This window comes from Nonomuraea sp. NPDC050663 (assembly GCF_044456985.1).
GTDB lineage: Bacteria > Actinomycetota > Actinomycetes > Streptosporangiales > Streptosporangiaceae > Nonomuraea.
In genome coordinates this window covers 281,542-302,022 of sequence record NZ_JBITGL010000002.1, presented here as the reverse complement: position 1 = coordinate 302,022, position 20,481 = coordinate 281,542, and the positions used below count along the sequence as shown (strand labels likewise).

Below are 20,481 nucleotides of genomic sequence, written 5' to 3'. Positions count from 1 at the left end.
CCCCGGTTCCCACTATTTCCGCAGCCGCCAGGCGAGCAGGCCCTCGGGGGCGTGGTCTGGTTCGAATCCGGCGGCGGTCAGCTCGGCGGTGAGGGCGTCGTGGCCGGGGCGGTGGCTGCTGCTGACCACCTCGTCCTCGCTGATCACGACGCCGCGGTGGCGGATCCGGTAGAGGAAGCGGGCGGTGGAGAACTCCTCGGAGGCCGAGAGCGTCTGCGCCCAGATCTCGTAGTCGTGGCGGCCGACCCGGTAGGTGTCGAGCCGCTCCAGCTCCCCCGGCTCGGCGACGGGGCGCTCGCGCCAGTTGAACACCAGCAGCCCGCCGGGCTCCAGCTGTCCGGCCAGCACCTGCCAGAGCTTGGCGCGTTCGGCGGCGCTGAAGGTGTAGAGGACCGCGATCATGACCACGGCCTCGACGGGCTCGTCGAGCTCGACGTTGTGGGCGTCGTACGGCAGGACGGTGACCCGCTCCATGAGGTCGGGCCGGTCGGCCAGGCGCGACAGGAGCACCCCGCGCATGCCGAGCGAGGGCTCCAGGGCGAAGATCTCCGCGGGGGTCGCGGCGGCGATCACCTCGGTCATGCGCCCGGTGCCCGCGCCGATCTCCAGCACGCTTCGCCGTACGCCCGACAGGACGGAGGGGAGCTTCTCGCGCATGTCGGGGACGTGTCCGTCGTCGTGCCACAGGTCGTAGAAGGGGACGGCGACGGAGTAGTGGTCGGTCATAGCCTCACGCTGTCGATCTCCTGGAACTCCTTCTGCGCGCCGTACCAGGACACCGTGGTGCCCTCCCCCAGCTCCAGCTGGGCCAGGGCGTTCTGGAACCACGGCCCCTTGACGATCTTCCACCGGAAGGGCGGTCTGGGCAGCCCCGCCAGCCTGGCCAGGAAGCGCCCGATCAGGGTGGCGATGCCGAACTGGGTGATCACGTTGGCCAGGCGGAGCGTGCGGCTCAGCGGGTTGCGGATCGGCGAGCAGACGAGCTGGTGGATGTTGCCGGACTTGGCGGCGTAGGAGTAGTGCACGTCACCCGAGAGGATCATGACGGGCTTGCCCAGATCCTTCAGCAGGCTGCCGAGCTGGTCGAACGACTGGCGGAAGGCGGCCCAGTGCTCCAGGTCGAAGGCTTGGCGGAAGGCCTCGGACAGCTTGGCGACGAGCTTGCCCCACTTGCCGTCGCACAGCGCCTCGTTCCAGTTCTGCACGTAGTGGACGCCTTCGGGCAGCAGATACGGGATGGAGGAGCCGATGACCAGCCGCCGGGCGGGCGAGTCGACCTGTTCCAGCAGCCACGACCACTCGGCGGGGTCGAGCATCATGCGGTCGCGCGGCACCAGCTGGCGGGCGCAGCGGGTGTCGACCATGATCAGCCGGGTGTCGCCGAGGTCGCGGGAGTAGCTCCAGCGGTTGCTGGAGGGGTCGGCGTCGGCGCGGGCGGCGAAGGCGTCGAGCACCTCCGCTCCCCCACCGGCCACGAGTTTCTGCAGCAGCGCGTCGTCGGCGCGTTCGGCGGGTGACAGGTTGCCCAGGTGCTGGTAGACCCAGTAGGCGCCGAGTCCGGCGATGACTCTGCGCGGCCACCACTCGACCTTGGCCATCTTGCGCCGCCAGTCGCGCGAGGTGTTCCAGTCGTCGCGCAGGTCGTGGTCATCGAAGATCATCGCGGTCGGCACGGTCGACAGCAGCCAGCGGATCTCCGGTTCCGTCCAGGCCTGCCGGTAGAGCTCGGCGTACTCCTCGAAGTCGGCGATCTCCTTGGCGGGCTCCTGGCCTGGGCGGCGCTCCTTGATGAAGTCGAGCATCTCCGGCGACGGGCTGTCGGCGTATACCTGGTCGCCGAGCAGCAGCAACAGCTCGGGCCAGTCGTCGTCGGCCGTCTGCATCAGGTGCGCGCCGTAGGCCCGCAGCATGTCGGGGCCGTGGGTGGCGTTGTGCGCGGCGTCGTGGGGCACGCTGGTACGGCAGGAGCCGAACGCCAGCCGTACCGGCTTCGACAGGTCGAGCAGCATGATGCGGCTGGCCCGGCTCTCGGGCGGCGGCCACACCTTCTCGCCGTCGAGGCGCACCTCGTAGGCGCCTTCGGCCTCGACGTCGACGATGGCGTAGTGGTGCCCGTGGACGGTGAAGGTGGAGGCCGTGCCCTGCGTGGCTCCGACCTCTACCGTCACCTCGCACGGCTGACTGGTCTCGACCCAGATGGACGCGCTCGTCTCGTCGACGTAGCGCAACATCGGCCCGACCAAGAGTTCTGGCATGCCCGTTCCCTTCCCATGATCAGGCTACCGGCAACGGATCGGCTTCGAAGCGGCAACAGACGCATGTGAATACCCCCGGTGCGCAACGTTCACCTCTAGCCAGGGTGAAACCGGTCACCCTAGGGTGATTGCGACACAACACCCATAAGGGTTTCAGGCAATGGCGCCTGGACTCCTTGAGGAGGCTCACCCCATGACCGTCATGGTGCCGTCAACGACGCCGGCCCTGATCACTCCCGGGCGACAAGCCCTCGACTCGGCCCTCCACCAGCTCGCCCACGCGGCCGCACACCTCGGCCTCGACGACGGCCTGCACACGATGCTCGCCACCCCCCGCCGCTCCCTCACCGTGTCGGTGCCGGTGCGCCGCGAGGACGGGCGCATGGACATCGTCCAGGGCTTCCGCGTCCAGCACAACATCACCCGCGGCCCCGCCAAGGGCGGCATCCGCTTTCATCCCAGCACCGACCTGGACGAGGTCACCGCGCTGGCGATGTGGATGACCTGGAAGTGCGCGCTGGTGGGCATCCCGTACGGCGGCGCCAAGGGCGGCGTGGCCGTGGACCCGTCGGGACTGTCGACCCGCGAGCTGGAGCGACTCACCCGCCGCTACGTCAACGAGATCCTGCCGCTCATCGGCCCCGAGAAGGACATCCCCGCCCCCGACGTCGGCACCGACGAGCAGACCATGGCCTGGATCATGGACACCTACAGCGTCAACGCCGGCTACTCGGTGCCCGGCGTGGTCACCGGCAAGCCCATGACGCTCGGCGGCTCCCTCGGCCGCGCCGGGGCGACCTCGCGCGGCGTGCAGATCGCCGCCATGATGGCCCTGGGCCGCTCCGGCGAGGGCGTCACCGTCGCCGTGCAGGGCTTCGGCAAGGTCGGCGCGCTGGCCGCGCAGTACCTGTCCGACGCCGGCTGCACGATCGTGGCCGTCTCCGACGCCTCCGGCGCCGTCCACGCGCCGAACGGCCTCGACGTCGCAGCCGTGCGCGCCTGGGTCGCCGAGACCGGCGGCGTGGCCGGCTACCGCGACGCCGACGCGATGCCGCTGGGCGAGCTGCTGGAGCTCGACGTCGACGTGCTGGTGCCCGCCGCGCTGGAAGGCGTCGTCACCGCCGAGAACGCGCCCCGTGTCAGGGCGCGCCTCATCGTCGAGGGCGCCAACGGGCCCACCACCCCGGAGGCCGACGAGATCCTGGCCGGATCCGGCGTGGTCGTCGTGCCCGACATCCTCGCCAACGCCGGCGGCGTGATCGTCTCCTACCTGGAGTGGGTGCAGAACATGCAGGCCTACTCCTGGAGCGCCGGCGAGGTCGAGGTCAAGCTGCGCGACCTGATGGAGGGCGCCTTCGCCGAGGTGCGCTCGCTGTCGGCTGAGCGCGGCATCACCCTGCGGCAGGCCGCCCACGTCATCGGCGTCGGCCGCGTCGCCGAGGCGCACACCCTGCGGGGCCTGTACCCGTGACCTCGCGCCCGGGAGGCCGGGCGCGATAGAATGATCAGAGTCCCGGCCACCGCGCCGGGATTCTGCTTTTCATGCTCCCCCTCCTGCGCGCCGCGCTCCCCCTGCTGCTGTCCATCGGCACCGGCATCGTCGCCCAGCTGTTCTGCACGCTGCTGCTCGGGCACGAGTCGCCGGCCCAGCTGGCCGCCTTCGCCCTGGCCGGGGCGGTGCTGCATCCCGTCAACGCCGCCGTCTCCGGCGCGCTGCGCGGCCTGTCGCCCTTCGTCGCGCCCTTCCGCGAGGATCCCGCCACGGCCCTGCCGTACCTGCGGGACGCCCGCTGGCTGGCCATCGCCCTCGGTACGGCAGGCGCGGCCATCCTGCTGTGCACCCCGTGGATCGTCTCGGGCGCCGCCCCCGAGGTACGAGCGGAGCTGGGGCCGCTCCCGGTGCTGCTGGCCGCCAACGTACTGCTGTCGTCGGTGGGCGGCGGCGCGAACGGCGCCCTCATCGCCTTCGGCCGCCGTCGCCAGGTCCTGTGGTCGAGCCTGGCCGCCACCGCCGCCGAGGTGCTCGTCCTGCTGCTCCTCGTCCCCCGGCTCGGCGTCACCGGCGCGGGCCTGGCCCTCCTGACCTCCACGGCGGTCGCCCTGACCGTCTCGCGCACGCTGCTCCATCGTGTCCTGGGGCTGAGCTTCCATCCGGGCCGCCCGCGCCCGCGCGAGATCTGGCGCATGGCGCGCGTGGGCCTGCCGCTGTCGGCGACGCTGATCGTCAAGTTCGCCGCGATGGCGGTGGTCGCCTACGCCGCGGCCAGGCTGGGCGCGCGGGCCGCGGCGTCGCACTCGGTGCTGCTGACGCTCGACCTGCTCCTCGGGCTGCTCGCCTTCGCCACCGGGCTGGCCTCCACCCCCGAGGTCGCCCGCGCCGCCACCCCCTCGCACGCCCGCCGCGTCGGCGGCTCGGCCTTGGCGGTGGCGGCCGCCGGCGTCCTCGCCTGCGGGGGCGCGGCGCTCCTCCTGCCGGTGGGCCGGTGGTTCAGCGCGGACCCGGTGGTGGTGGAGCTCGTCGAGTCCACGGTGCCGCTGCTGGTGGCGTACTCCCTGGTCACCGGGTGCGGCATGGTGCTCACCGCGTCGTTCGCCGGGCTCAGGCGCACCGGGTGGAGCCTGGGGGCGGCGCTGGCGTGTTACGGCCTGCTCGTCCCGGCGGTGCTGGCGGCCGGGGACCTGGCGGGGATGTGGGCGGTGCTGGTGGGGTGCGAGGTGGTCGGGCTGGTGGTGAAGCTGGCGGGCTGGTGGCGGGTCACCAGCTTTCCCGCCAGCGGTACCACGGGCCGCTCAGGTGTTCGTAGTGGTCCTCCCCGATGACCGGGGGCCTGCCGTTGGGGCTCCAGGCGTAGCCGCACGGGTCGAGGAAGCCGGTGCCCTCGACCAGGAAGCGCGCGCCGCCGGGCACCGCCTCCGCGCGGCGGAGCGGGAACAGCCCCGTCCAGCCCGGCTCCTTGTCGCCCTCGGACACGACCGACATGGCCAGCGTCTCCAGGGCAGGACGTGACAGCTCGAAGCGCAGCCGCTCGGGCACGCCGAAGTACACGGCGGCCGCCGCGAACGCCACGATGACCGGCGACGCCGCCCACACGGGCCACGACAGGCGCAGGTCGGCCCGTCCGGCGCGCAGGGCCAGCGTGACGGCGAGCGCCGCCGGCCAGATCAGGCCGAGCAATGCCCAGGCGTAGACGAGCATCAAGGCGGCCACGAAGTGGGTGCCGGGCACGCTGAAGGTGACGTAGGTCAGCGCCGCCAGCAGGCCGGTCGTGGCGGCGACGCCGATTCCCACCGCTCGGATCATGCTCGGACCCTAGCCCCCGAGCCCGGGGTCGCCCCGCCCCTGCACGAACCCCTCACATTTAATTGACGTCATGACCTATCCCGACCCGAAGTACTTCGGCGACAAGGGCGAGATCACGGCGAGTTTCCGCCCCGCCTCCCAGGAACCCGACCTGCGCTACCCACACGGCGGCAGCGCCCACTACCTGGCGACGGGCGCCTCGACCGGCGGGCTGTTCGGGCTCTACCGGTGGAACATGCCCGCGACGCCGACCGGGCCCGCGCCGCACTTCCACCGGACGATGACCGAGTCGTTCTTCGTCCTGGAGGGCGCCGTCAACATCTTCAACGGCGAGAAGTGGCTGGAGTGCGGCCCCGGCGACTTCGTGCACGTGCCGATCGGCGGGGTGCACGGCTTCCGCAACGAGTCGGGCGCGCCCGCCTCGATGCTCATCCATTTCTCGCCGGGCGCGCCGCGCGAGGGCTACTTCGAGGGCCTGCTGGAGCAGCAGGGCCCGGAGTTCTACGCGCAACACGACAATTACTGGATCTAGGCGTAGGGGGCGGTGATGACCTCCATGTTGTGCCCGTTGGGGTCGTCGAAGTAGAACCCGCGCCCGCCGTACAGATGGTTGATCGTGCCGTGTTCGCGGTGCGCGGGGTCGGCCCAGTAGTCGAGCCCGCGCTCCTCGATCCTGGCGAAGATCTCGTCGAACTCGGGATCGCTGACGATGAAGCAGTAGTGGATCGGCCGGAACTCCCCGGCCTCCATGTAGTCGAGTGTCACCCCGTTGGCGGTCTCGACCGGGATGAACGGGCCCCACTGCTTGCCCGCCTTGAGTCCGAGGATCCCGGCGAGGAATTCCGCCGAGGCCTTGCGGTCGCGGCACGGGACGATCGTGTGGTTCAGGTCGACAGCCATGACTCCACTGTCCGCCCGCTCGCGGCCGCGCGTCCAGCCGGGGTCAGAGGAGCTGCAGGTTCGTGCGGGCCCCGCCGTAGCGGACGACGGTGCCGAAGAGCATGTCGAGCAGCGACCGCCGCCGCCCGTCGATCAGGGTGGTGACCATCCCGGCCAGCCACACCGGCGCCAGGGCGAGCCCGACGACGGCGCGCAGCAGGGCGTGCAGGAGGCCGAGCCGCCGGCCGTCGGCCCGCGACACCGTCACGCCCATGACGATGTCGCCCGCCGTCTGTCCTGTCAGCCACCAGGCGAGGGTGAAGTAGGCGGTCGGCAGCGCGCCCATCACCGCGCCGGCGACGGGGCGCACCCACGACGGCGAGCCGCCGAGCATCAGTCCGGAGCCTTCGACCAGCACGATGTAGACGGCGGCCGTGCCGAGCACCAGCACGAGCACGTCGATCAGCAGCGCCATCACGCGGGAGACGAGCCCGGCGTAGGCGTCATCCGCCATCGGCGGTCTCTCCGCGGCGCAGCAGCCGCTGGAATCCGGCCTCGACGCGGGCGTCGGCGTCGCTGGCCACGCCCTTGACCGTGTGGGAGGCGTCGGAGACCGCGCCGAGCGCCTGGTTGAACACCAGGTCGCGGATCTTCTCGTTGTTGGCCAGGTCCTCCACGATCGGCGGGATCACGGTGGTGCGTGCCCAGGCGATGGCCCGGTCGGACTCCACCTTCAGGAAGGCCGCCGCGTCGTCGCCGACCCCGTCGGCCACGGTGTGGCCGTGGGCGGCGAGGCTGTCGAGCCGTGCCGCCACCTTGGCGGCCACTCCGCGCGCCGGGCTGGTGATCCAGGCCACCGGCGGCGAACCGGCCAGCGCCTTGCCGGTGCCCACGGGGTCGGTGACGGCGCGCCTGCCGCGGTCGAGGACGTCACGGGCCGCGCAGGCCGTGCGGTCGGCGATGCCCAGCACGACCGCGGTCGCCTCGCCCACCTTGCCGGGCTTGGAGGTGAGCGTCTCGCGCACCTGCCGTTCCAGCAGCACCATGGTGCCCAGGCAGACCCTGGAGAGTGCGCCGAGGGTGGTCTTCTCCTGGGTGGAGGTCTGTGCTGTCATGCCCTGAGTCATTCCCGCTGGGTGCACTAGGGGCGGGAATGGCTTGATCAAGGATTGCCATCTTCGAGGGCTTGCACGAGGTCTTCGAGGGCGCGCATGAGCTCCTCGGTGCGTGCCGTGCCGTACGCGGCCTCGATGAGCCGGTGGTGCTCGGCGATGCCGCCCTCGACGCGGGCGAGCAGTTCGTCGCCCCTGGAGGCGAGGAAGACGGCGACCCTGCGCCTGTCGCCTTCGGAGGAGGGGCCCCGGTAGACGAGGGAGCGGTCGATGAGCCGGTCGACGGCCTTGGTCAGCGTGGGGTGGGGCATGAGGACGGCGCCGGCGAGCTCCCCCATCGAGTGGCCCCGGCCGTCGCCGAGGGCCCGCAGGATGCGCCACTGCTCGACGGTGACGTCTTCGGCCGCCAGCACGGCGGACAGGGCGCGGTTGACGCTGCGTTCGGCGCGGCTGAGCAGATAGGCCAGAGAGGAGCCGAGCCCGGCGGTCGTCATGGCGTCCAGTTTAGGAGGATACTCGGCGCGTGGCGCCGATAGTCGATCCGCTGGAGGCGCGGTTGCTGCCCTCCTCGGCGGTGAGGATCGGGCTGATCGTGCCGGTGTCGGGAGTGCTGGGCCTGGTCGGGCCCTGCGCGATCAACTGCGCCCTGCTGGCGGCCGAGGAGGTCAACGGGCGGGGGCTGCTGGGCAGGCGGGTCGAGCTGGTCCTGGTCGACGGCGGCCGGTCGCCGCGCGAGGTGGCGGCCGAGGTCGGCGCGCTGGTCGCGAGCGGCACGATCCAGGCGCTGGCCGGCACGCACGCGAGCGATGTGCGGGTGGCCGTGGTCGAGCTGCTGCGGGGCCGCGTGCCGTTCGTGTACGCGCCGCCGTACGAGGGCGGGGGTCATGCCAGGGGGCTGTACTTCCTGGGCGAGACGCCGGTGCGGCAGCTGCGGCCGGCGATCGAGTGGCTGCGCGCCCGCCGCAGGACGCGGCGGTGGTTCCTGCTGGGCAACGACTACGTGTGGCCGCGGCTGGTCAACGGCGCGATCAGGGGGTATCTGGACCAGGTGGTCGGCGAGTCCTACGTCCCGCACGGCGCGGCGGTGGCGGCGGTCGAGGCGGTCAGGGCGGCGAGGCCGGACGCGATCCTGCTCACCCTGATCGGCAGCGACCTGGTGCGCTTCAACCGCGCCTTCGTCCGGGAGGGGCTGGCTGTGCCGAGGTTGTGCGCGGCGCTGGAGGAGCACGGCCTGCTGGGCATGGGCGGCGACGAGACGGGCGAGCTGTTCGCGTCGATGGGCTACTTCCACGGCCTCGACACCGACGCGGGCCTGAGCTTCGCCGAGAGGTACGCCGGCCGGTTCGGCCCGCACGCCCCGCTGCTCAACGCGCACGGCCACGGCTGCTACGAGGCGGTGATGATGCTGGCCAGCCTCATCACGCGGGCGGGCTCCCTCGACGTCGACGCGATCGACCGGCACGCCGACGGCGCCACGATCACCAGTGCGCGGGGCGAGCTGACGCTGGTCGACCGGCAGGTGCGCCAGCCGGTGCATCTGGGCAGGGCTGACGGGCTGTCATTCTTTCTAGAGAAACCTTTTCATTAGAAAACATCAGTTCTAGGCTCCGCTCATGATGACCACACCCCCCGAGACTGTGGAGCGGTTCGGCTACCGCCAGGAGTTGCAGCGCTCCCTGGGTTTCGCCGACCTGCTGATCTACGGCTTGATCTTCATGGTGCCGATCGCCCCCTTCGGCATCTTCGGCGACGTCTTCCGCGCCTCCCACGGCATGGTCGCCCTGGCCTACCTCGTCGGCCTCGTGGCCATGGCCTTCACCGCCTTGTCGTACGCGCAGATGGCCCGCGCCTTCCCGATGGCGGGCTCGGTCTACACCTACGCGGGCCGGGGCATCGCCGCGCCGGTGGGCTTCATGGCGGGCTGGGCGATCCTGCTCGACTACATCCTGGTGCCGAGCCTGCTCTACCTGATCGCGAGCGCGGCCATGGCCTCGTTCGTCCCGGCCATCCCCATCTGGGGCTGGCTGATCATCTTCGTGCTGCTCAACACCGTGGTGAACTACCTGGGCATCCAGATGACCGCCCGCGTCACCAAGATCATGCTGATCGCCGAGCTGGCCGTCCTCGCCGTCTTCCTCGTCGTCGGCGTCATGGCGCTGGCCTCGGGCAAGAGCCAGGCCGAGACCCTCTCGCCGGTGTTCGACCCCAACACCTTCTCCTGGACCGTCGTCTTCGGCGCCGCCTCTGTGGCGGTGTTGTCGTTCCTCGGCTTCGACGGCATCTCCACGCTGGCCGAGGAGAACAGGGAGAGCGCCGCGCGCCTGGGCCGCTCCATGGTCGCCGCGCTCGCCCTGGTCGGCGTGCTGTTCATCGCCCAGACCTGGGTGGCAGCCCTGCTCACCCAGAACCGCGCCGCGGTGATGACCGACGACGACGTCAAGAACAACGCCTTCTACGCGCTGGCCGAGTTCGCGGGCGGCCCGTGGCTGGCCATCCTGACGGCCGTGGCCACCGCGGTCGCCTGGGGCTTCGCCAACTCCCTGGTCGCCCAGGCCGCCACCTCGCGCCTGCTGTTCGCGATGGGCCGCGACCGGCAGCTGCCCTCGTTCCTGGCCAAGGTGGACCCGCGTCACAAGGTCCCGGTCAACGCCACGCTCGTGGTCGCCCTGATCTCCCTCGGGGTCGGGTTGTGGATGAACACCCTCGACGACGGCGTCTCGCTGCTGGTCTCGCTGGTCAACTTCGGCGCCATGACCGCCTTCCTGCTCCTGCACGTGGCCGTCGTGGTTCACTTCGTCGTACGGCAACGCAGCCGCGACCTGCTCGCCCACCTGGTCGCTCCGGCGATCGGCTTCGCCGTGCTGGTCTTCGTCGTGATCAACGCCAATGTGGCCGCTCAGGTGCTGGGCTTCATCTGGCTCGGGATAGGCCTGGTGGTGCTGGGCGTCTCGTACCTGCTCGGTCGCCGGCCCTCTTTGCCCCAGGAGGTTTCGTGAACATCGTGTCCTACCGGCCCTCGCCCGAGGAGTACAGCTACACCTTCGGCGGCCGCGCCGCCGTGGGCAAGCTGCGGCCGGGCACGATCCTGGAGGTGTTCACCGAGGACTGCTTCGCCGGCCGGGTCAGGAGCGTCGACGACCTGCCCTCGCAGGTGTGCGAGTTCCCGTACCTGAACCCGGTGACCGGGCCCTTCCACGTCGAGGGCGCCGAGCCGGGCGACACGCTCGCCCTGCACTTCGTGTCGATCACCCCGGCGCGCGACCACGCGTGGTCCTCGACGTTCCCGCTGTTCGGCGCGCTGACCGGCACCCACACGACGGCCACGCTCCAGCCGCCGCTGGAGGAGCGCGTCTGGCGCTACGACCTGGACCTCGACCGCCGGGTCGCCAGGTACCAGGCCAGGAACGGCGACTTCACCGTCGACCTGCCGATGGACCCGATGCACGGCACGGTCGGCGTGGCGCCCGCGGCCGGCGAGGCCAGGATGACGATCACCCCTGACGCGCACGGCGGCAACATGGACACCACCGAGCTGCGCGCCGGGGTGACGGTCTACCTCGGGGTCAACGTGGAGGGCGGGCTGTTCGCCGTCGGCGACGGCCATGCCCGCCAGGGCGAGGGCGAGGTGTGCGGCACGGCGCTGGAGTGCGCGATGAACACCGTGGTCGCGGTCGAGCTGATCAAGGGGGTGCCGACGCCCTGGCCCCGGCTGGAGGACGACGATCACCTGATGTCGACCGGTTCGGCCCGACCGCTGGAGGACGCCTACCGCATCAGCCAGCACGACCTGGTGACCTGGGCGTCGGAGCTGACCGGGCTCGACACGCTCGACGCCTACCAGCTGGTCAGCCAGGCGGGGCAGGCCCCGGTGGGCAACGTCTGCGACACCAACTACACGATGGTCGCCAAGATCGCCAAGAGGTATCTGGGAGGCGGCGACGTCTACGAGGGGGCGCACGCCAGGCTGCGCCGGCTGGCGGCCGGCTACACGGGCCGCTGAGACCTCCCGGCCGCCGCGGCTGCACCCTCGCGGCGGCCGGGCTCCCGCATTTCAGCTCGCGTGGCGGACGATCTCCTCGCAGATCTCGTGCGAGACCAGCGCGTCGGAGGCGTCGAGCACGCGTCCCTGCCGCACGGCGTCGAGGAACTCCAGGCACAGCTGCTCGATGCCGCGCTGGCGCGAGACAGGCACCCAGTCGGGCCGGCGCCGCAGCGTCTCCCCCTCGGCCGAGTAGTCGGTCACGTCGCCGAGGTTGACGATGCGGCGCTTGGCCCCCGCGCCCATCACCTCGCACGACTCCTCCGAGACCGCGCCCACCCTGTTCATGATCCCGATGGCCGAGAAGCCCTCTCCCGCGAGCTCCAGCACGATGTGCTCGATCAGCCCGTCGCGCACCCGGGTGCGGATGTGGCGCGAGGTCACCTCGCCCGGCGCCAGGAAGCGCAGGGTGTCGACCACATGGATGAAGTCGTCGAAGACCGCCCGCCGCGGCTCGTCGGGCAGGTGCGCGCGGTTCTTCTGCATGAGCACCAGGTCACGCGGCAGCCCGGCCAGTTCGGCGTAGGCGACGCGCCGGTTGAAGCCCACCATGAGCGAGACGCCCGACTCGGCGGCCAGCCGCACCAGCTCCGTGCTCGACGCCAGGTCGAAGGTGATCGGCTTGTCGAGGTAGACCGGCACTCCCGCGCGCAGGAGCGGCTCCACGATCGCGAAGTGCGCCGCGGTGGCGGCGTGCACGAACGCGGCGTCGACCCCCGCCTCGACGGCCCCGGAGACGGCCGTGGACCGGCCGGTGACGCGGTGCGCGTCGCCGATCCGGTCCAGGGTGTCCTTGTTGCGGGTGCACAGGTGGAGCTCGAGGTCCGGCTGGGCGGCGAGCACGGGAAGGTAGGCCTTCTCCGCGATGTCGCCCAGTCCGATCATGGCAATCTTCATCGACCCAGCGTACGGCGCAGCGCCTCGTCCATGGGGGTCGCCCGCTGCCCGAAGGTGCTGGTGAAGTCCGCGGACTCCATCACGAACGGGCTGGTGAACTGGTAGCGCACGTGCTTCATCTCGCCGACCATCGGGGAGAACAGCCCGGCCATCCTGACCATCGGCCACGGCATCGCGGACATGCGGGGCTCGGGCAGGCCGAGGATGGCTGCCATGCGGCCGCCCATCTCGCGGAAGGTCGTCGGCTCGTTCGACGGCACGTGCCAGGCCCGGCCCCAGGCCCTGGGGTCGCTGCCCGCGATGGCCAGCGACTCGGCCACGTCGGGCAGGTAGGTGAAGGTGTGCGGGACGTCCAGCGGCCAGACCGTGCGGATCGTCTTGCGCTCGCGCAGCGGCTTGAGGAAGCGCTCCTCGCCGAAGTATCCCTGGTCGGTGGAGCCGGGGCCGAAGTAGTCGGAGCCGCGCACCTCGACCGTGCGCACCCCGCTCGCCAGCGCGTCGTGCCAGATCTTCGCCCTGACCGCCGCCTTCTCCGAGGAGGGCCGGAGCGGCAGGTCGTCGGTCATCGGCCCGTCGACCGGGCCGTAGACGTAGAGGTTGCCCAGGATGACCAGGACGGAGTCGTTCGCCCGGGCGGCGGCCAGGAACGACTCGGCCATCGGCGGCCAGTCGGTCATCCAGCGGTGGTAGGCGGGGTTCACGCAGTTGTAGACGGCGTCGGCGCCCTTGGCGAGCTCGGTCAGCCTGGCGCTGTCGCTCGCGTCGGCGGCCACGCCGTAAGGACCGCTGCCCGACCTGCTCACCTGCACGACCTCGTGACCCTGGCCGGCCAGCGTGCGGGCCAGGTGCGAGCCGACCTGACCGGCTCCGACGACAAGGTGCTTACCCATGATCAGACCTGCTTCCAGACGAGGCGGAGAATGCCGTTGAGGACCCAGAGGCCGAAGAAGACGGCGGCGGGGGCGGCCGAGGTGGCCAGGTAGAGCAGCACGGCGCCGCCGCCGAACCACACCAGTTCCAGGACGAGGCGCGCCAGGCCGGTCAGGGGGATCTTGGCGCCGTTGGCGGCTCCGAACAGCGCCCACACCGCGATGAACACCCCGGGGGCTCCCAGGCCGGCGACGATGCGCACCAGCCAGCCGGCCTGGAGCGTGAAGCCCCACAGTCCCGCGGCGAACAGCACACCCAGCTCCAGCAGGAACATCAGCAGGAGGTTGGCACCCTTGAAAATCGTCATCATTGCTCCCTTCTGAGAGCAATGCTCTCGCAAAAGAGCAACGAACGTCAAGAGCGGTGCTCTCTTTTCTTCTCACCGCTCTGCTACGGTGTGGACATGAGCGCAGGCCGTACCGCGAGAGAACGAGTCAGAGCCGAGCTGACCAGGGAGATCACCGACATCGCCCGGCGGCACCTGGAAACCGACGGCGCCGGAGGGTTGTCGTTGCGCGCCGTCGCGCGGGAGATGGGCATGGTGTCGAGCGCCATCCACCGCTACTTCCCGACCAAGGACGACCTGCTGACAGCGCTGATCATCGACGCGTACAACGCGGTCGGCCAGGCCGTCGAGGACGCCGACGACGCCGCCCCTAGCGACGACTACGCGGGCCGGTGGCTGGCCATGTGCCGGGCGGTGCGCGGCTGGGCGCTGGCGCACCCGCACGAATACGCGCTGATCCACGGCACCCCGGTGCCCGGCTACCAGGCGCCGCAGGACACCGTCGACCCCGCCGCGCGCGACGGGATCCGCTTCTCGCGCCTGCTGTCGGAGGCCTCGCGGGCCGGCCGGATCCAGGTCCCCCCGCCCACCGACGCCCCCGTCGGCGCCTTCTCCGACGCCGAGAAGCTGCGCGAGACGATCTTCTCCGACGTCGACCCCGAGGTGGCGCTGCGCGGGCTGCACGCCTGGACCTGGCTCTACGGCGCGGTCAGCTTCGAGCTGTTCGGCATGTACAACAACATCGTCGAGAAGCGGGCGGCCACCTTCGAACACGGCGCCCTGTCGATGGCCGCCTACCTCGGGCTCAGTCCTCGCTGACGTCGCCGATGCTCCACCCGCGCCCGATGAGGGTGGCGTAGAGCAGCGCGGCCACGGCCAGGATGCCCGCGGTGACGTACAGGCTGGGCCGGCCGAACACCGGGTCGATGGCGTTGGCGTACAGCACGTAGGCCAGAGCCGCCAGCCCGGCCAGCGGCGCGAGCGGGTACAGCGGCATGCGGTAGGCGCCGCGCGAGGTGCTGCCGTTGCGCCGCCCGGCGATCACCGCCACGCACAGGGCGGCGTAGAGCACCACCAGCGAGGTCCCGGTGACCACGAGCAGGAACTGCAGCGGCACGAAGCAGAAGGCGGCGCTGACCACGCCGGCGGCGATCGTGGCGACCCACGGGGTGCCGAACCGCGGATGCACGCTCGACAGCGCCCGGTTGGCGCCACGGGTCCACGTGGCGTCGCGGGCACTGCTGAAGACCAGGCGCGCGCACAGCAGCATGATGGCCAGCACCGCGTTGACGATGGCCAGCGCGATGCCCAGGCTGACCAGGGTCGTCACCGTCTCGCCGCCGCGCAGGGCCACGAACTCCAGCATCACGTCGCCGCCCAGGTCGGTGGCCGACAGCAGGGCCGCGGTGATCGGGATCAGCTCGGAGGCGACGGTGATGACCAGCGCCCAGAGGATCACCCTGGCGATGTCGCGCCTCGGCTCGTGGGTCTCCTCGCCGAAGTAGACGGCCGAGCCGTACCCGTTGTAGGAGAAGATCGCGACGGCGGTGGCGATGGCGATCATCCCGAACGAGACGGCGGAGCCGTCGGCGGCGACCGGGCTGACGAGCAGGTCGCCGAACGGCCGCGCGAGGTTGGCCAGGCCCAGCCAGGTGACCACGACGAGGGCGAGCATCTCCACGGCCAGGAAGATCCCGGTGACGACGGCGTTGACCTTGATGTCGAGGACGGCCAGCGCCATCGACACCAGCACGGTGACGGCGGCGATCGTCGGGCCGTGCAGTCCCGGCAGCAGCGCACCGAGGTAGATGCCGACGCCCAGGGCGATCACGGCGAGGATGAGCAGCTGGGTGACCAGCACCAGGACGAGCGCCATGAAGCCGGGCAGCCGGCCGAGGGTGCGCCCGATGATGGTGTACTCCCCGCCGGTCAGCGGGTAGGCGGAGGAGAGCTCGGCGTAGACGAAGGCCATGAACACGCCGACCACCGCGGCCAGCACGTAACTCCAGAAGGCGCCGGTGCCCGCCTGGCGGATGACGCCGGGGGCGATGATGAAGACCGACGAGGCGGGGGTGATCGCGGACAGGACGATGAGCAGGGTGCCGAAGGCGCGTAAACCACGTCGCAGGGCCATCGAGAGCCTCCACGTCTAGTTCTTTTAACAAGCATCAAAGAACTCGACGTAGACCCCGTCAATAGCTTTGAATGGTGTTCAGATAACTATGGCCAGACCCAATCGCGCGCACGAACGCCGCGCCCATCTGATCGCCGCCGCCCGGCGCAGCGTGGTCGAGCGCGGCCTGCTCGGGCTGCGCCTGCGCGACGTCTCCGACGCGGCGGGCATGTCCTCCGGCTCGGTGCTCTACTACTTCCCCGGCCTGACCGAACTGCTGCGCGAGGTGCACAGGGAGGCGGTCCAGCGGTTCTGCACCGCGCGCGAGGAGGCCGTGCGGGCCGAGCCCGACCCGGTCGCCCGGCTGCGGGCGATGATCGACAGCGGGCTGCCCGACGATCCGCGCGACGAGCTGTGCATCCTGCTCTACGAACTGGGCGCGATCGCCAGGCGCGATCCCGGGTGCGCCGCCGAGTACATCAGGCTCTACGAAAGGCAGGTGGGCATCTACGTGGCCGTGCTGGAAGCGGGTAGCGCCTCGGGCGCCTTCGTGCTCCGCCAGGATGCGACCATGATCGCGCGCAACCTCGTCGCCCTCGAGGACGGCTACGGCCTGCACGCCACCATGGCCGTGCCGACCGTCTCCCCCGACGAGGCGGCCAGGCAGATCCGCGCGTACGCCTCGACCATGACGGGAGTCGACCTGTGAGGGCACGCGACATCCTCCCCCTGCCCGGGGTGACCGGCCCCGGCAACGCGATCACCGACGTCCCCGGCGTCGAGGTCGGCTACACCACGCTGATCGAGGGCGCCGACGTCAGGACCGGCGTCACCGCGATCCTGCCCAGGTCACGCGCGGACCTCGCGCGGCCCTGCGCGGCCGGCTGGTTCTCGCTCAACGGCAACGGCGAGATGACCGGAACCACCTGGATCAGCGAGACGGGCGCCCTGGCCCTGCCGGTCACGATCACCAACACCCACGCCGTCGGCTCCTGCCACCGCGGAGTGATCGAATGGGTGGCCAGGGAGCGGCCCGAGGGCGCCCACGAATGGTTGCTGCCGGTGGTCGCCGAGACCTGGGACGGCTACCTCAACGACATCAACGGCGACCACGTCAAGCCCGCCCACGCCGTCGCGGCCATCGACGCCGCCCGCCCCGGCCCGGTCGCCGAGGGCTCGGTCGGCGGCGGCACCGGCATGAACTGCTACGGCTTCAAGGCCGGCAGCGGCACGGCCTCGCGCATTGTCAGGCACGGCGACGACTCCTACACGGTCGGCGCGTTCGTCCAGGCGAACTTCGGCTCGCGCCGCGAGCTGACCGTGCTGGGCAGGCACGTGGGCCCCGCCCTGCTCGACGACGACCCCTTCGACTCGGGGGCCGGATCGATCATCGTCGTGCTGGCCACCGACGCGCCGCTGCTGCCCGGGCAGTGCACGGCCCTGGCCAGGCGGGTGCCGCTCGGACTGGCCCGCACGGGGACCAGCGGGTCGCACTTCTCCGGCGACGTCTTCCTCGCGTTCTCCACTGCCAACCCCGGGGCGCTGACCAGTGGGTTTCCGGTCGGCGCCGCGCCGTACGAAAAGATCGTCTTCGTGCCGTGGGGATGGCTCGACCCCTTTTATGAGGCGGTCGTGCAGGCCGTGGAGGAGGCCGTGTTGAACGCTCTGGTGGCCGGTCGGGCCATGGAGGGACGGGCCGGGCACCGCGTGCCCGGCCTGCCGGTGGATCGGTTGCTCAGCGCGATGCGCGGTTGACCGCGGAGATGATCGCCTTGAGCGAGGCGGTGGTGGTGTTGGCGTCGATGCCGACACCCCACAGGACCTGGCCGTCGACCTCGGCCTCCACGTAGGAGGCGGCCTTGGCGTCGGAACCGGCGCTCAGGGCGTGCTCGACGTAGTCGAGGACCCGCGCCTGGATGCCCAGCGAGGCGATGGCGTCGATGAAGGCCGAGATCGGGCCGTTGCCGGCGCCCTCGACCTCGCGGATCTCGCCGTCGAGGCGGATGTCGGCGCTGATCTTGTCCTTCTCGTCGACCGTCGAGGCGTTGCGGTGGGCCATCAGCCCCAGCCTGCCCCAGCGGTTGGCCGGGTTGGGGAGGTACTCGTCGGTGAAGATCTCCCACATCTGCGCCGCGGTGACCTCGCCGCCCTGGTCGTCGGTGCGCTGCTGGACGACCTTGGAGAACTCGATCTGCAGCCGGCGCGGCAGGTCGAGCTGGTGGTCGGCCTTCATGATGTAGGCGACCCCGCCCTTGCCCGACTGGCTGTTGACCCGGATGACGGCCTCGTAGGTGCGGCCGATGTCCTTGGGGTCGACGGGGAGGTACGGCACGGCCCAGGTGTACCGGTCGACCGGGACTCCCGCCGCCTCGGCGTCCTTCTCCAGGTGCTCGAAGCCCTTCTTGATGGCGTCCTGGTGGGAGCCGGAGAAGGCGGTGTAGACCAGCTCGCCGCCCCACGGGTGGCGCGGGTGCACGGGCAGCTGGTTGCAGTATTCGGTGATGCGACGGATCTCGTCGATGTCACTGAAGTCGATCTCGGGGTCGACGCCCTGGGTGAACAGGTTCATGCCCAGGGTCACCAGGCAGACGTTGCCGGTGCGCTCGCCGTTGCCGAACAGGCAGCCCTCGATGCGGTCGGCGCCCGCCTGGTAGCCCAGCTCCGCGGCGGCCACCGCGGTGCCGCGGTCGTTGTGGGGGTGCAGCGACAGGATGATCGAGTCGCGGTGGCGCAGGTTGCGGTGCATCCACTCGATCTGGTCGGCGTAGATGTTGGGCGTGGCCATCTCGACCGTGGCGGGCAGGTTGATGATCACCTTGCGGTCGGGGGTGGGCTGCCAGACCTCGTTGACCGCGTCGCAGACCTCGACGGCGTAGTCGAGCTCGGTGCCGGTGAAGGACTCGGGAGAGTACTGGAAGTACACGTCGACGTCGGAGGCGTCGGCCAGCTTCTTGCAGAGCTTGGCGCCCTCGACGGCGATCGCCGTGATGCCCTCGCGGTCCTGCCCGAAGACCACCCGGCGCTGCAGCGTCGAGGTGGAGTTGTACAGGTGCACGATGGCCTGCCTGGCGCCCTGGATCGACTCGAAGGTGCGCTCGATCAGCTCGGGCCGCGCCTGGGTCAGCACCTGGATGACCACGTCGTCGGGGACGCGCCCCTCTTCGATGATCTTGCGGATGAAGTCGAAGTCGGTCTGCGACGCCGCGGGGAAACCAACCTCGATCTCCTTGTAGCCCATGCGTACCAGCAGCTCGAACATCTGCAGCTTGCGGTGGGAGTCCATCGGGTCGATCAGAGCCTGGTTGCCGTCACGCAGGTCGACCGCGCACCACCGGGGCGCCTTGGTGATCACCTTGTCGGGCCAGGTGCGGTCGGTCAGACGTACCGGCTCGTAGGCCGGGTAACGATGAATGGGCATACCGCTGGGCTGCTGAGAAGTCATCGGTCCTTCTTTCAGGGAAAAAGAACGGCCGACGCGCAGGAGCGGCACCGCGGCGAGGGAGCCGGCCTCTTACAGGCCCCCGCCGCGGCGGCTAAGAAGAAGCAGCCCGCGCAGCATGTCAACGACGCTACCAGACGTCTCGCGGAGCCCCGGACCGTATCTCAGATGCTGAGAAGGCTTGTCACATGGTTGACTGACGCGATGCGACCTTTTGAGCCCGCCGACCTGCCCGCCATGTACGACGTCTACGTCCGCTCCCACCAGGGCTTTTCCGGTCCGCTGCTGAGCGAGAAGATGCTGGGACTCATGGTGGGCGACCCGCCGTCCACGGACGTGCGTGAGGCGTGGGTCACACCCGATCTCTCCGGCTGGTACAGCCTGCGCGCCCCGATGGCCGAGAACCTTCACTTCAGCTCGATCGGCCCGCTGGCGGTCGATCCCGCCCGGCAGCGCGAGGGCATCGGCCGCGCCCTGTTCGAGCACGCGATCGGCCGGGCCAGGGCGCTGGGCCGCACCACCGTGGTCTGGGAGACGCCCGCAGGCCTGCCGGGCGAGAAGTTCTCGGCCGTCATGGGCGGCACCCCCGCGCTGCCGGAGACCAGGAGCGTGCTCGACCTGGCCGGCGCCGACTGGGAGAGCCTGGCCGGGCTGGAGCGGGAGGCCGCCGGGCACGCCTCCGGCTACACCGTCGCCCACCTGCCGTGGCCCGCCCCCGAGGACCTGCTGCCCGCGCTGGTGACGCTGATGGAGGGCATGGACGACATCCCCACCGGCGAGATCGACTTCGCCGCCACCCGCTGGACCCCCGCCCGCTACCAGGAGTTCCAGCAGCGGCTGCACGCCAAGGGCGTGACCTCCTACATCACCACGGCCACCCACACCGCCACCGGCGAACCGGCCGCGTTCACCGTCGTCGTGGTCGACGAGGACCACGGCGGCTGGGCCAAGCAGCAGGACACCGCAGTGCTGCGCGCGCACCGGGGCAAGCGGCTCGGACTGCTGGTCAAGCTGGCCAACGCCCGCTGGATGCACGAGACCGACCCGTCGCTCGACAAGGTCCTCACCTGGAACGCCGACTCCAACGAGCACATGCTGGCCATCAACCACGCCATGGGATTCCGGCCGCTCGACCAGTGGGCTACGTGGCAAGTAGTACTGACAGACAGGTGACGCAGCCCTCGAGCTTCTCGAACTCCGAGATGTCCACCGTGACCGCGGTGAGTCCCC

22 protein-coding genes are annotated in these 20,481 nt (G+C 70.8%); 10 read left to right on the top strand and 12 right to left on the bottom strand.

Annotated elements, in window-relative coordinates:
- Positions 1-12: 12 nt before the first annotated feature.
- Positions 13-726: a class I SAM-dependent methyltransferase gene (locus ACIBH1_RS06075; RefSeq protein ID WP_397312478.1), complete on the bottom strand. Its 714-nt coding sequence runs from the start codon at positions 724-726 to the stop codon at positions 13-15.
- A complete protein-coding gene (locus ACIBH1_RS06070; RefSeq protein ID WP_397312477.1) occupies positions 723-2,255 on the bottom strand; it encodes an alkaline phosphatase D family protein in 1,533 nt (510 codons plus the stop codon). The genes ACIBH1_RS06075 and ACIBH1_RS06070 overlap by 4 nt, the downstream gene beginning before the upstream one ends.
- 193 nt (positions 2,256-2,448) lie before the next feature.
- On the opposite strand from ACIBH1_RS06070, the gene ACIBH1_RS06065 reads away from it, so the two are divergent.
- Both ACIBH1_RS06065 and ACIBH1_RS06060 read left to right on the top strand, forming a co-directional pair.
- The gene (locus ACIBH1_RS06065) at positions 2,449-3,726 is read left to right on the top strand and encodes a Glu/Leu/Phe/Val dehydrogenase (protein WP_397312476.1); all 1,278 of its coding nucleotides are present in this window, start codon (positions 2,449-2,451) and stop codon (positions 3,724-3,726) included.
- Between the two features lie 71 nt (positions 3,727-3,797).
- Positions 3,798-5,075: a polysaccharide biosynthesis C-terminal domain-containing protein gene (locus ACIBH1_RS06060; protein ID WP_397312475.1), complete on the top strand. Its 1,278-nt coding sequence runs from the start codon at positions 3,798-3,800 to the stop codon at positions 5,073-5,075.
- Here the strand turns inward: ACIBH1_RS06060 and ACIBH1_RS06055 are convergent.
- On the bottom strand, positions 5,011-5,556 hold the full coding sequence (locus tag ACIBH1_RS06055; RefSeq protein ID WP_397312474.1) for a hypothetical protein: 546 nt from the start codon (positions 5,554-5,556) through the stop codon (positions 5,011-5,013). The genes ACIBH1_RS06060 and ACIBH1_RS06055 overlap by 65 nt on opposite strands.
- A 70-nt stretch (positions 5,557-5,626) precedes the next feature.
- On the opposite strand from ACIBH1_RS06055, the gene ACIBH1_RS06050 reads away from it, so the two are divergent.
- Positions 5,627-6,088: a cupin domain-containing protein gene (locus ACIBH1_RS06050; protein WP_397312473.1), complete on the top strand. Its 462-nt coding sequence runs from the start codon at positions 5,627-5,629 to the stop codon at positions 6,086-6,088.
- Here ACIBH1_RS06050 and ACIBH1_RS06045 read toward each other — a convergent pair.
- Genes ACIBH1_RS06045 through ACIBH1_RS06030 form a run of 4 tightly spaced genes read right to left on the bottom strand, consistent with a single transcriptional unit; the run spans position 6,085 to position 8,041 of the window.
- A complete protein-coding gene (locus tag ACIBH1_RS06045) occupies positions 6,085-6,456 on the bottom strand; it encodes a VOC family protein (protein WP_397312472.1) in 372 nt (123 codons plus the stop codon). The two genes, ACIBH1_RS06050 and ACIBH1_RS06045, sit on opposite strands and share 4 nt — an antisense overlap.
- Before the next feature lie 43 nt (positions 6,457-6,499).
- Positions 6,500-6,949 carry an RDD family protein gene (locus tag ACIBH1_RS06040; RefSeq protein WP_397312471.1) on the bottom strand — a complete coding sequence of 150 codons (450 nt, stop codon included), beginning with the start codon at positions 6,947-6,949 and terminating at the stop codon, positions 6,500-6,502.
- Entirely contained in the window at positions 6,939-7,550 is a 612-nt protein-coding gene (locus ACIBH1_RS06035; RefSeq protein WP_397312470.1) for a hypothetical protein, read from the bottom strand. Before ACIBH1_RS06035 ends, ACIBH1_RS06040 begins: the two co-directional genes overlap by 11 nt.
- A gap of 47 nt (positions 7,551-7,597) precedes the next feature.
- Positions 7,598-8,041 carry a MarR family winged helix-turn-helix transcriptional regulator gene (locus ACIBH1_RS06030; RefSeq protein WP_397312469.1) on the bottom strand — a complete coding sequence of 148 codons (444 nt, stop codon included), beginning with the start codon at positions 8,039-8,041 and terminating at the stop codon, positions 7,598-7,600.
- A 29-nt stretch (positions 8,042-8,070) separates the two neighbouring features.
- Here ACIBH1_RS06030 and ACIBH1_RS06025 point away from each other — a divergent pair, with 29 nt between their 5' ends.
- The 3 genes from ACIBH1_RS06025 to ACIBH1_RS06015 are packed head-to-tail and all read left to right on the top strand — an operon-like array spanning position 8,071 to position 11,547.
- Positions 8,071-9,135 (top strand): substrate-binding domain-containing protein, encoded by a 1,065-nt coding sequence (locus ACIBH1_RS06025; protein ID WP_397312468.1) that lies wholly within the window; start codon positions 8,071-8,073, stop codon positions 9,133-9,135.
- A gap of 25 nt (positions 9,136-9,160) precedes the next feature.
- Positions 9,161-10,543: an APC family permease gene (locus ACIBH1_RS06020; RefSeq protein WP_397312467.1), complete on the top strand. Its 1,383-nt coding sequence runs from the start codon at positions 9,161-9,163 to the stop codon at positions 10,541-10,543.
- Positions 10,540-11,547 carry an acetamidase/formamidase family protein gene (locus tag ACIBH1_RS06015; RefSeq protein WP_397312466.1) on the top strand — a complete coding sequence of 336 codons (1,008 nt, stop codon included), beginning with the start codon at positions 10,540-10,542 and terminating at the stop codon, positions 11,545-11,547. Before ACIBH1_RS06020 ends, ACIBH1_RS06015 begins: the two co-directional genes overlap by 4 nt.
- 51 nt (positions 11,548-11,598) lie before the next feature.
- Here ACIBH1_RS06015 and ACIBH1_RS06010 read toward each other — a convergent pair whose 3' ends face one another.
- Genes ACIBH1_RS06010 through ACIBH1_RS06000 form a run of 3 tightly spaced genes read right to left on the bottom strand, consistent with a single transcriptional unit; the run spans position 11,599 to position 13,720 of the window.
- Positions 11,599-12,483 (bottom strand): Gfo/Idh/MocA family protein, encoded by an 885-nt coding sequence (locus ACIBH1_RS06010; protein WP_397312465.1) that lies wholly within the window; start codon positions 12,481-12,483, stop codon positions 11,599-11,601.
- On the bottom strand, positions 12,480-13,373 hold the full coding sequence (locus tag ACIBH1_RS06005) for an NAD-dependent epimerase/dehydratase family protein (protein WP_397312464.1): 894 nt from the start codon (positions 13,371-13,373) through the stop codon (positions 12,480-12,482). The genes ACIBH1_RS06010 and ACIBH1_RS06005 overlap by 4 nt, the downstream gene beginning before the upstream one ends.
- Before the next feature lie 2 nt (positions 13,374-13,375).
- Positions 13,376-13,720: a YrdB family protein gene (locus ACIBH1_RS06000; RefSeq protein WP_397312463.1), complete on the bottom strand. Its 345-nt coding sequence runs from the start codon at positions 13,718-13,720 to the stop codon at positions 13,376-13,378.
- Between the two features lie 96 nt (positions 13,721-13,816).
- On the opposite strand from ACIBH1_RS06000, the gene ACIBH1_RS05995 reads away from it, so the two are divergent.
- Positions 13,817-14,518 (top strand): TetR/AcrR family transcriptional regulator, encoded by a 702-nt coding sequence (locus ACIBH1_RS05995; protein ID WP_397312462.1) that lies wholly within the window; start codon positions 13,817-13,819, stop codon positions 14,516-14,518.
- Here ACIBH1_RS05995 and ACIBH1_RS05990 read toward each other — a convergent pair.
- Positions 14,505-15,833: an APC family permease gene (locus ACIBH1_RS05990; RefSeq protein WP_397312461.1), complete on the bottom strand. Its 1,329-nt coding sequence runs from the start codon at positions 15,831-15,833 to the stop codon at positions 14,505-14,507. The genes ACIBH1_RS05995 and ACIBH1_RS05990 overlap by 14 nt on opposite strands.
- Before the next feature lie 88 nt (positions 15,834-15,921).
- On the opposite strand from ACIBH1_RS05990, the gene ACIBH1_RS05985 reads away from it, so the two are divergent.
- Both ACIBH1_RS05985 and ACIBH1_RS05980 read left to right on the top strand, forming a co-directional pair.
- On the top strand, positions 15,922-16,521 hold the full coding sequence (locus ACIBH1_RS05985) for a TetR/AcrR family transcriptional regulator (protein ID WP_397312460.1): 600 nt from the start codon (positions 15,922-15,924) through the stop codon (positions 16,519-16,521).
- Positions 16,518-17,567: a P1 family peptidase gene (locus tag ACIBH1_RS05980; protein ID WP_397312459.1), complete on the top strand. Its 1,050-nt coding sequence runs from the start codon at positions 16,518-16,520 to the stop codon at positions 17,565-17,567. The genes ACIBH1_RS05985 and ACIBH1_RS05980 overlap by 4 nt, the downstream gene beginning before the upstream one ends.
- Here the strand turns inward: ACIBH1_RS05980 and leuA are convergent.
- Positions 17,548-19,254 carry a 2-isopropylmalate synthase gene (gene leuA / locus ACIBH1_RS05975; RefSeq protein WP_397312458.1) on the bottom strand — a complete coding sequence of 569 codons (1,707 nt, stop codon included), beginning with the start codon at positions 19,252-19,254 and terminating at the stop codon, positions 17,548-17,550. The two genes, ACIBH1_RS05980 and leuA, sit on opposite strands and share 20 nt — an antisense overlap.
- Positions 19,255-19,455: 201 nt before the next feature.
- Here leuA and ACIBH1_RS05970 point away from each other — a divergent pair, with 201 nt between their 5' ends.
- Positions 19,456-20,424, top strand: a complete 969-nt coding sequence (locus ACIBH1_RS05970; RefSeq protein ID WP_397312457.1) for a GNAT family N-acetyltransferase — start codon at positions 19,456-19,458, stop codon at positions 20,422-20,424.
- Positions 20,425-20,481 lie beyond the last annotated feature (57 nt).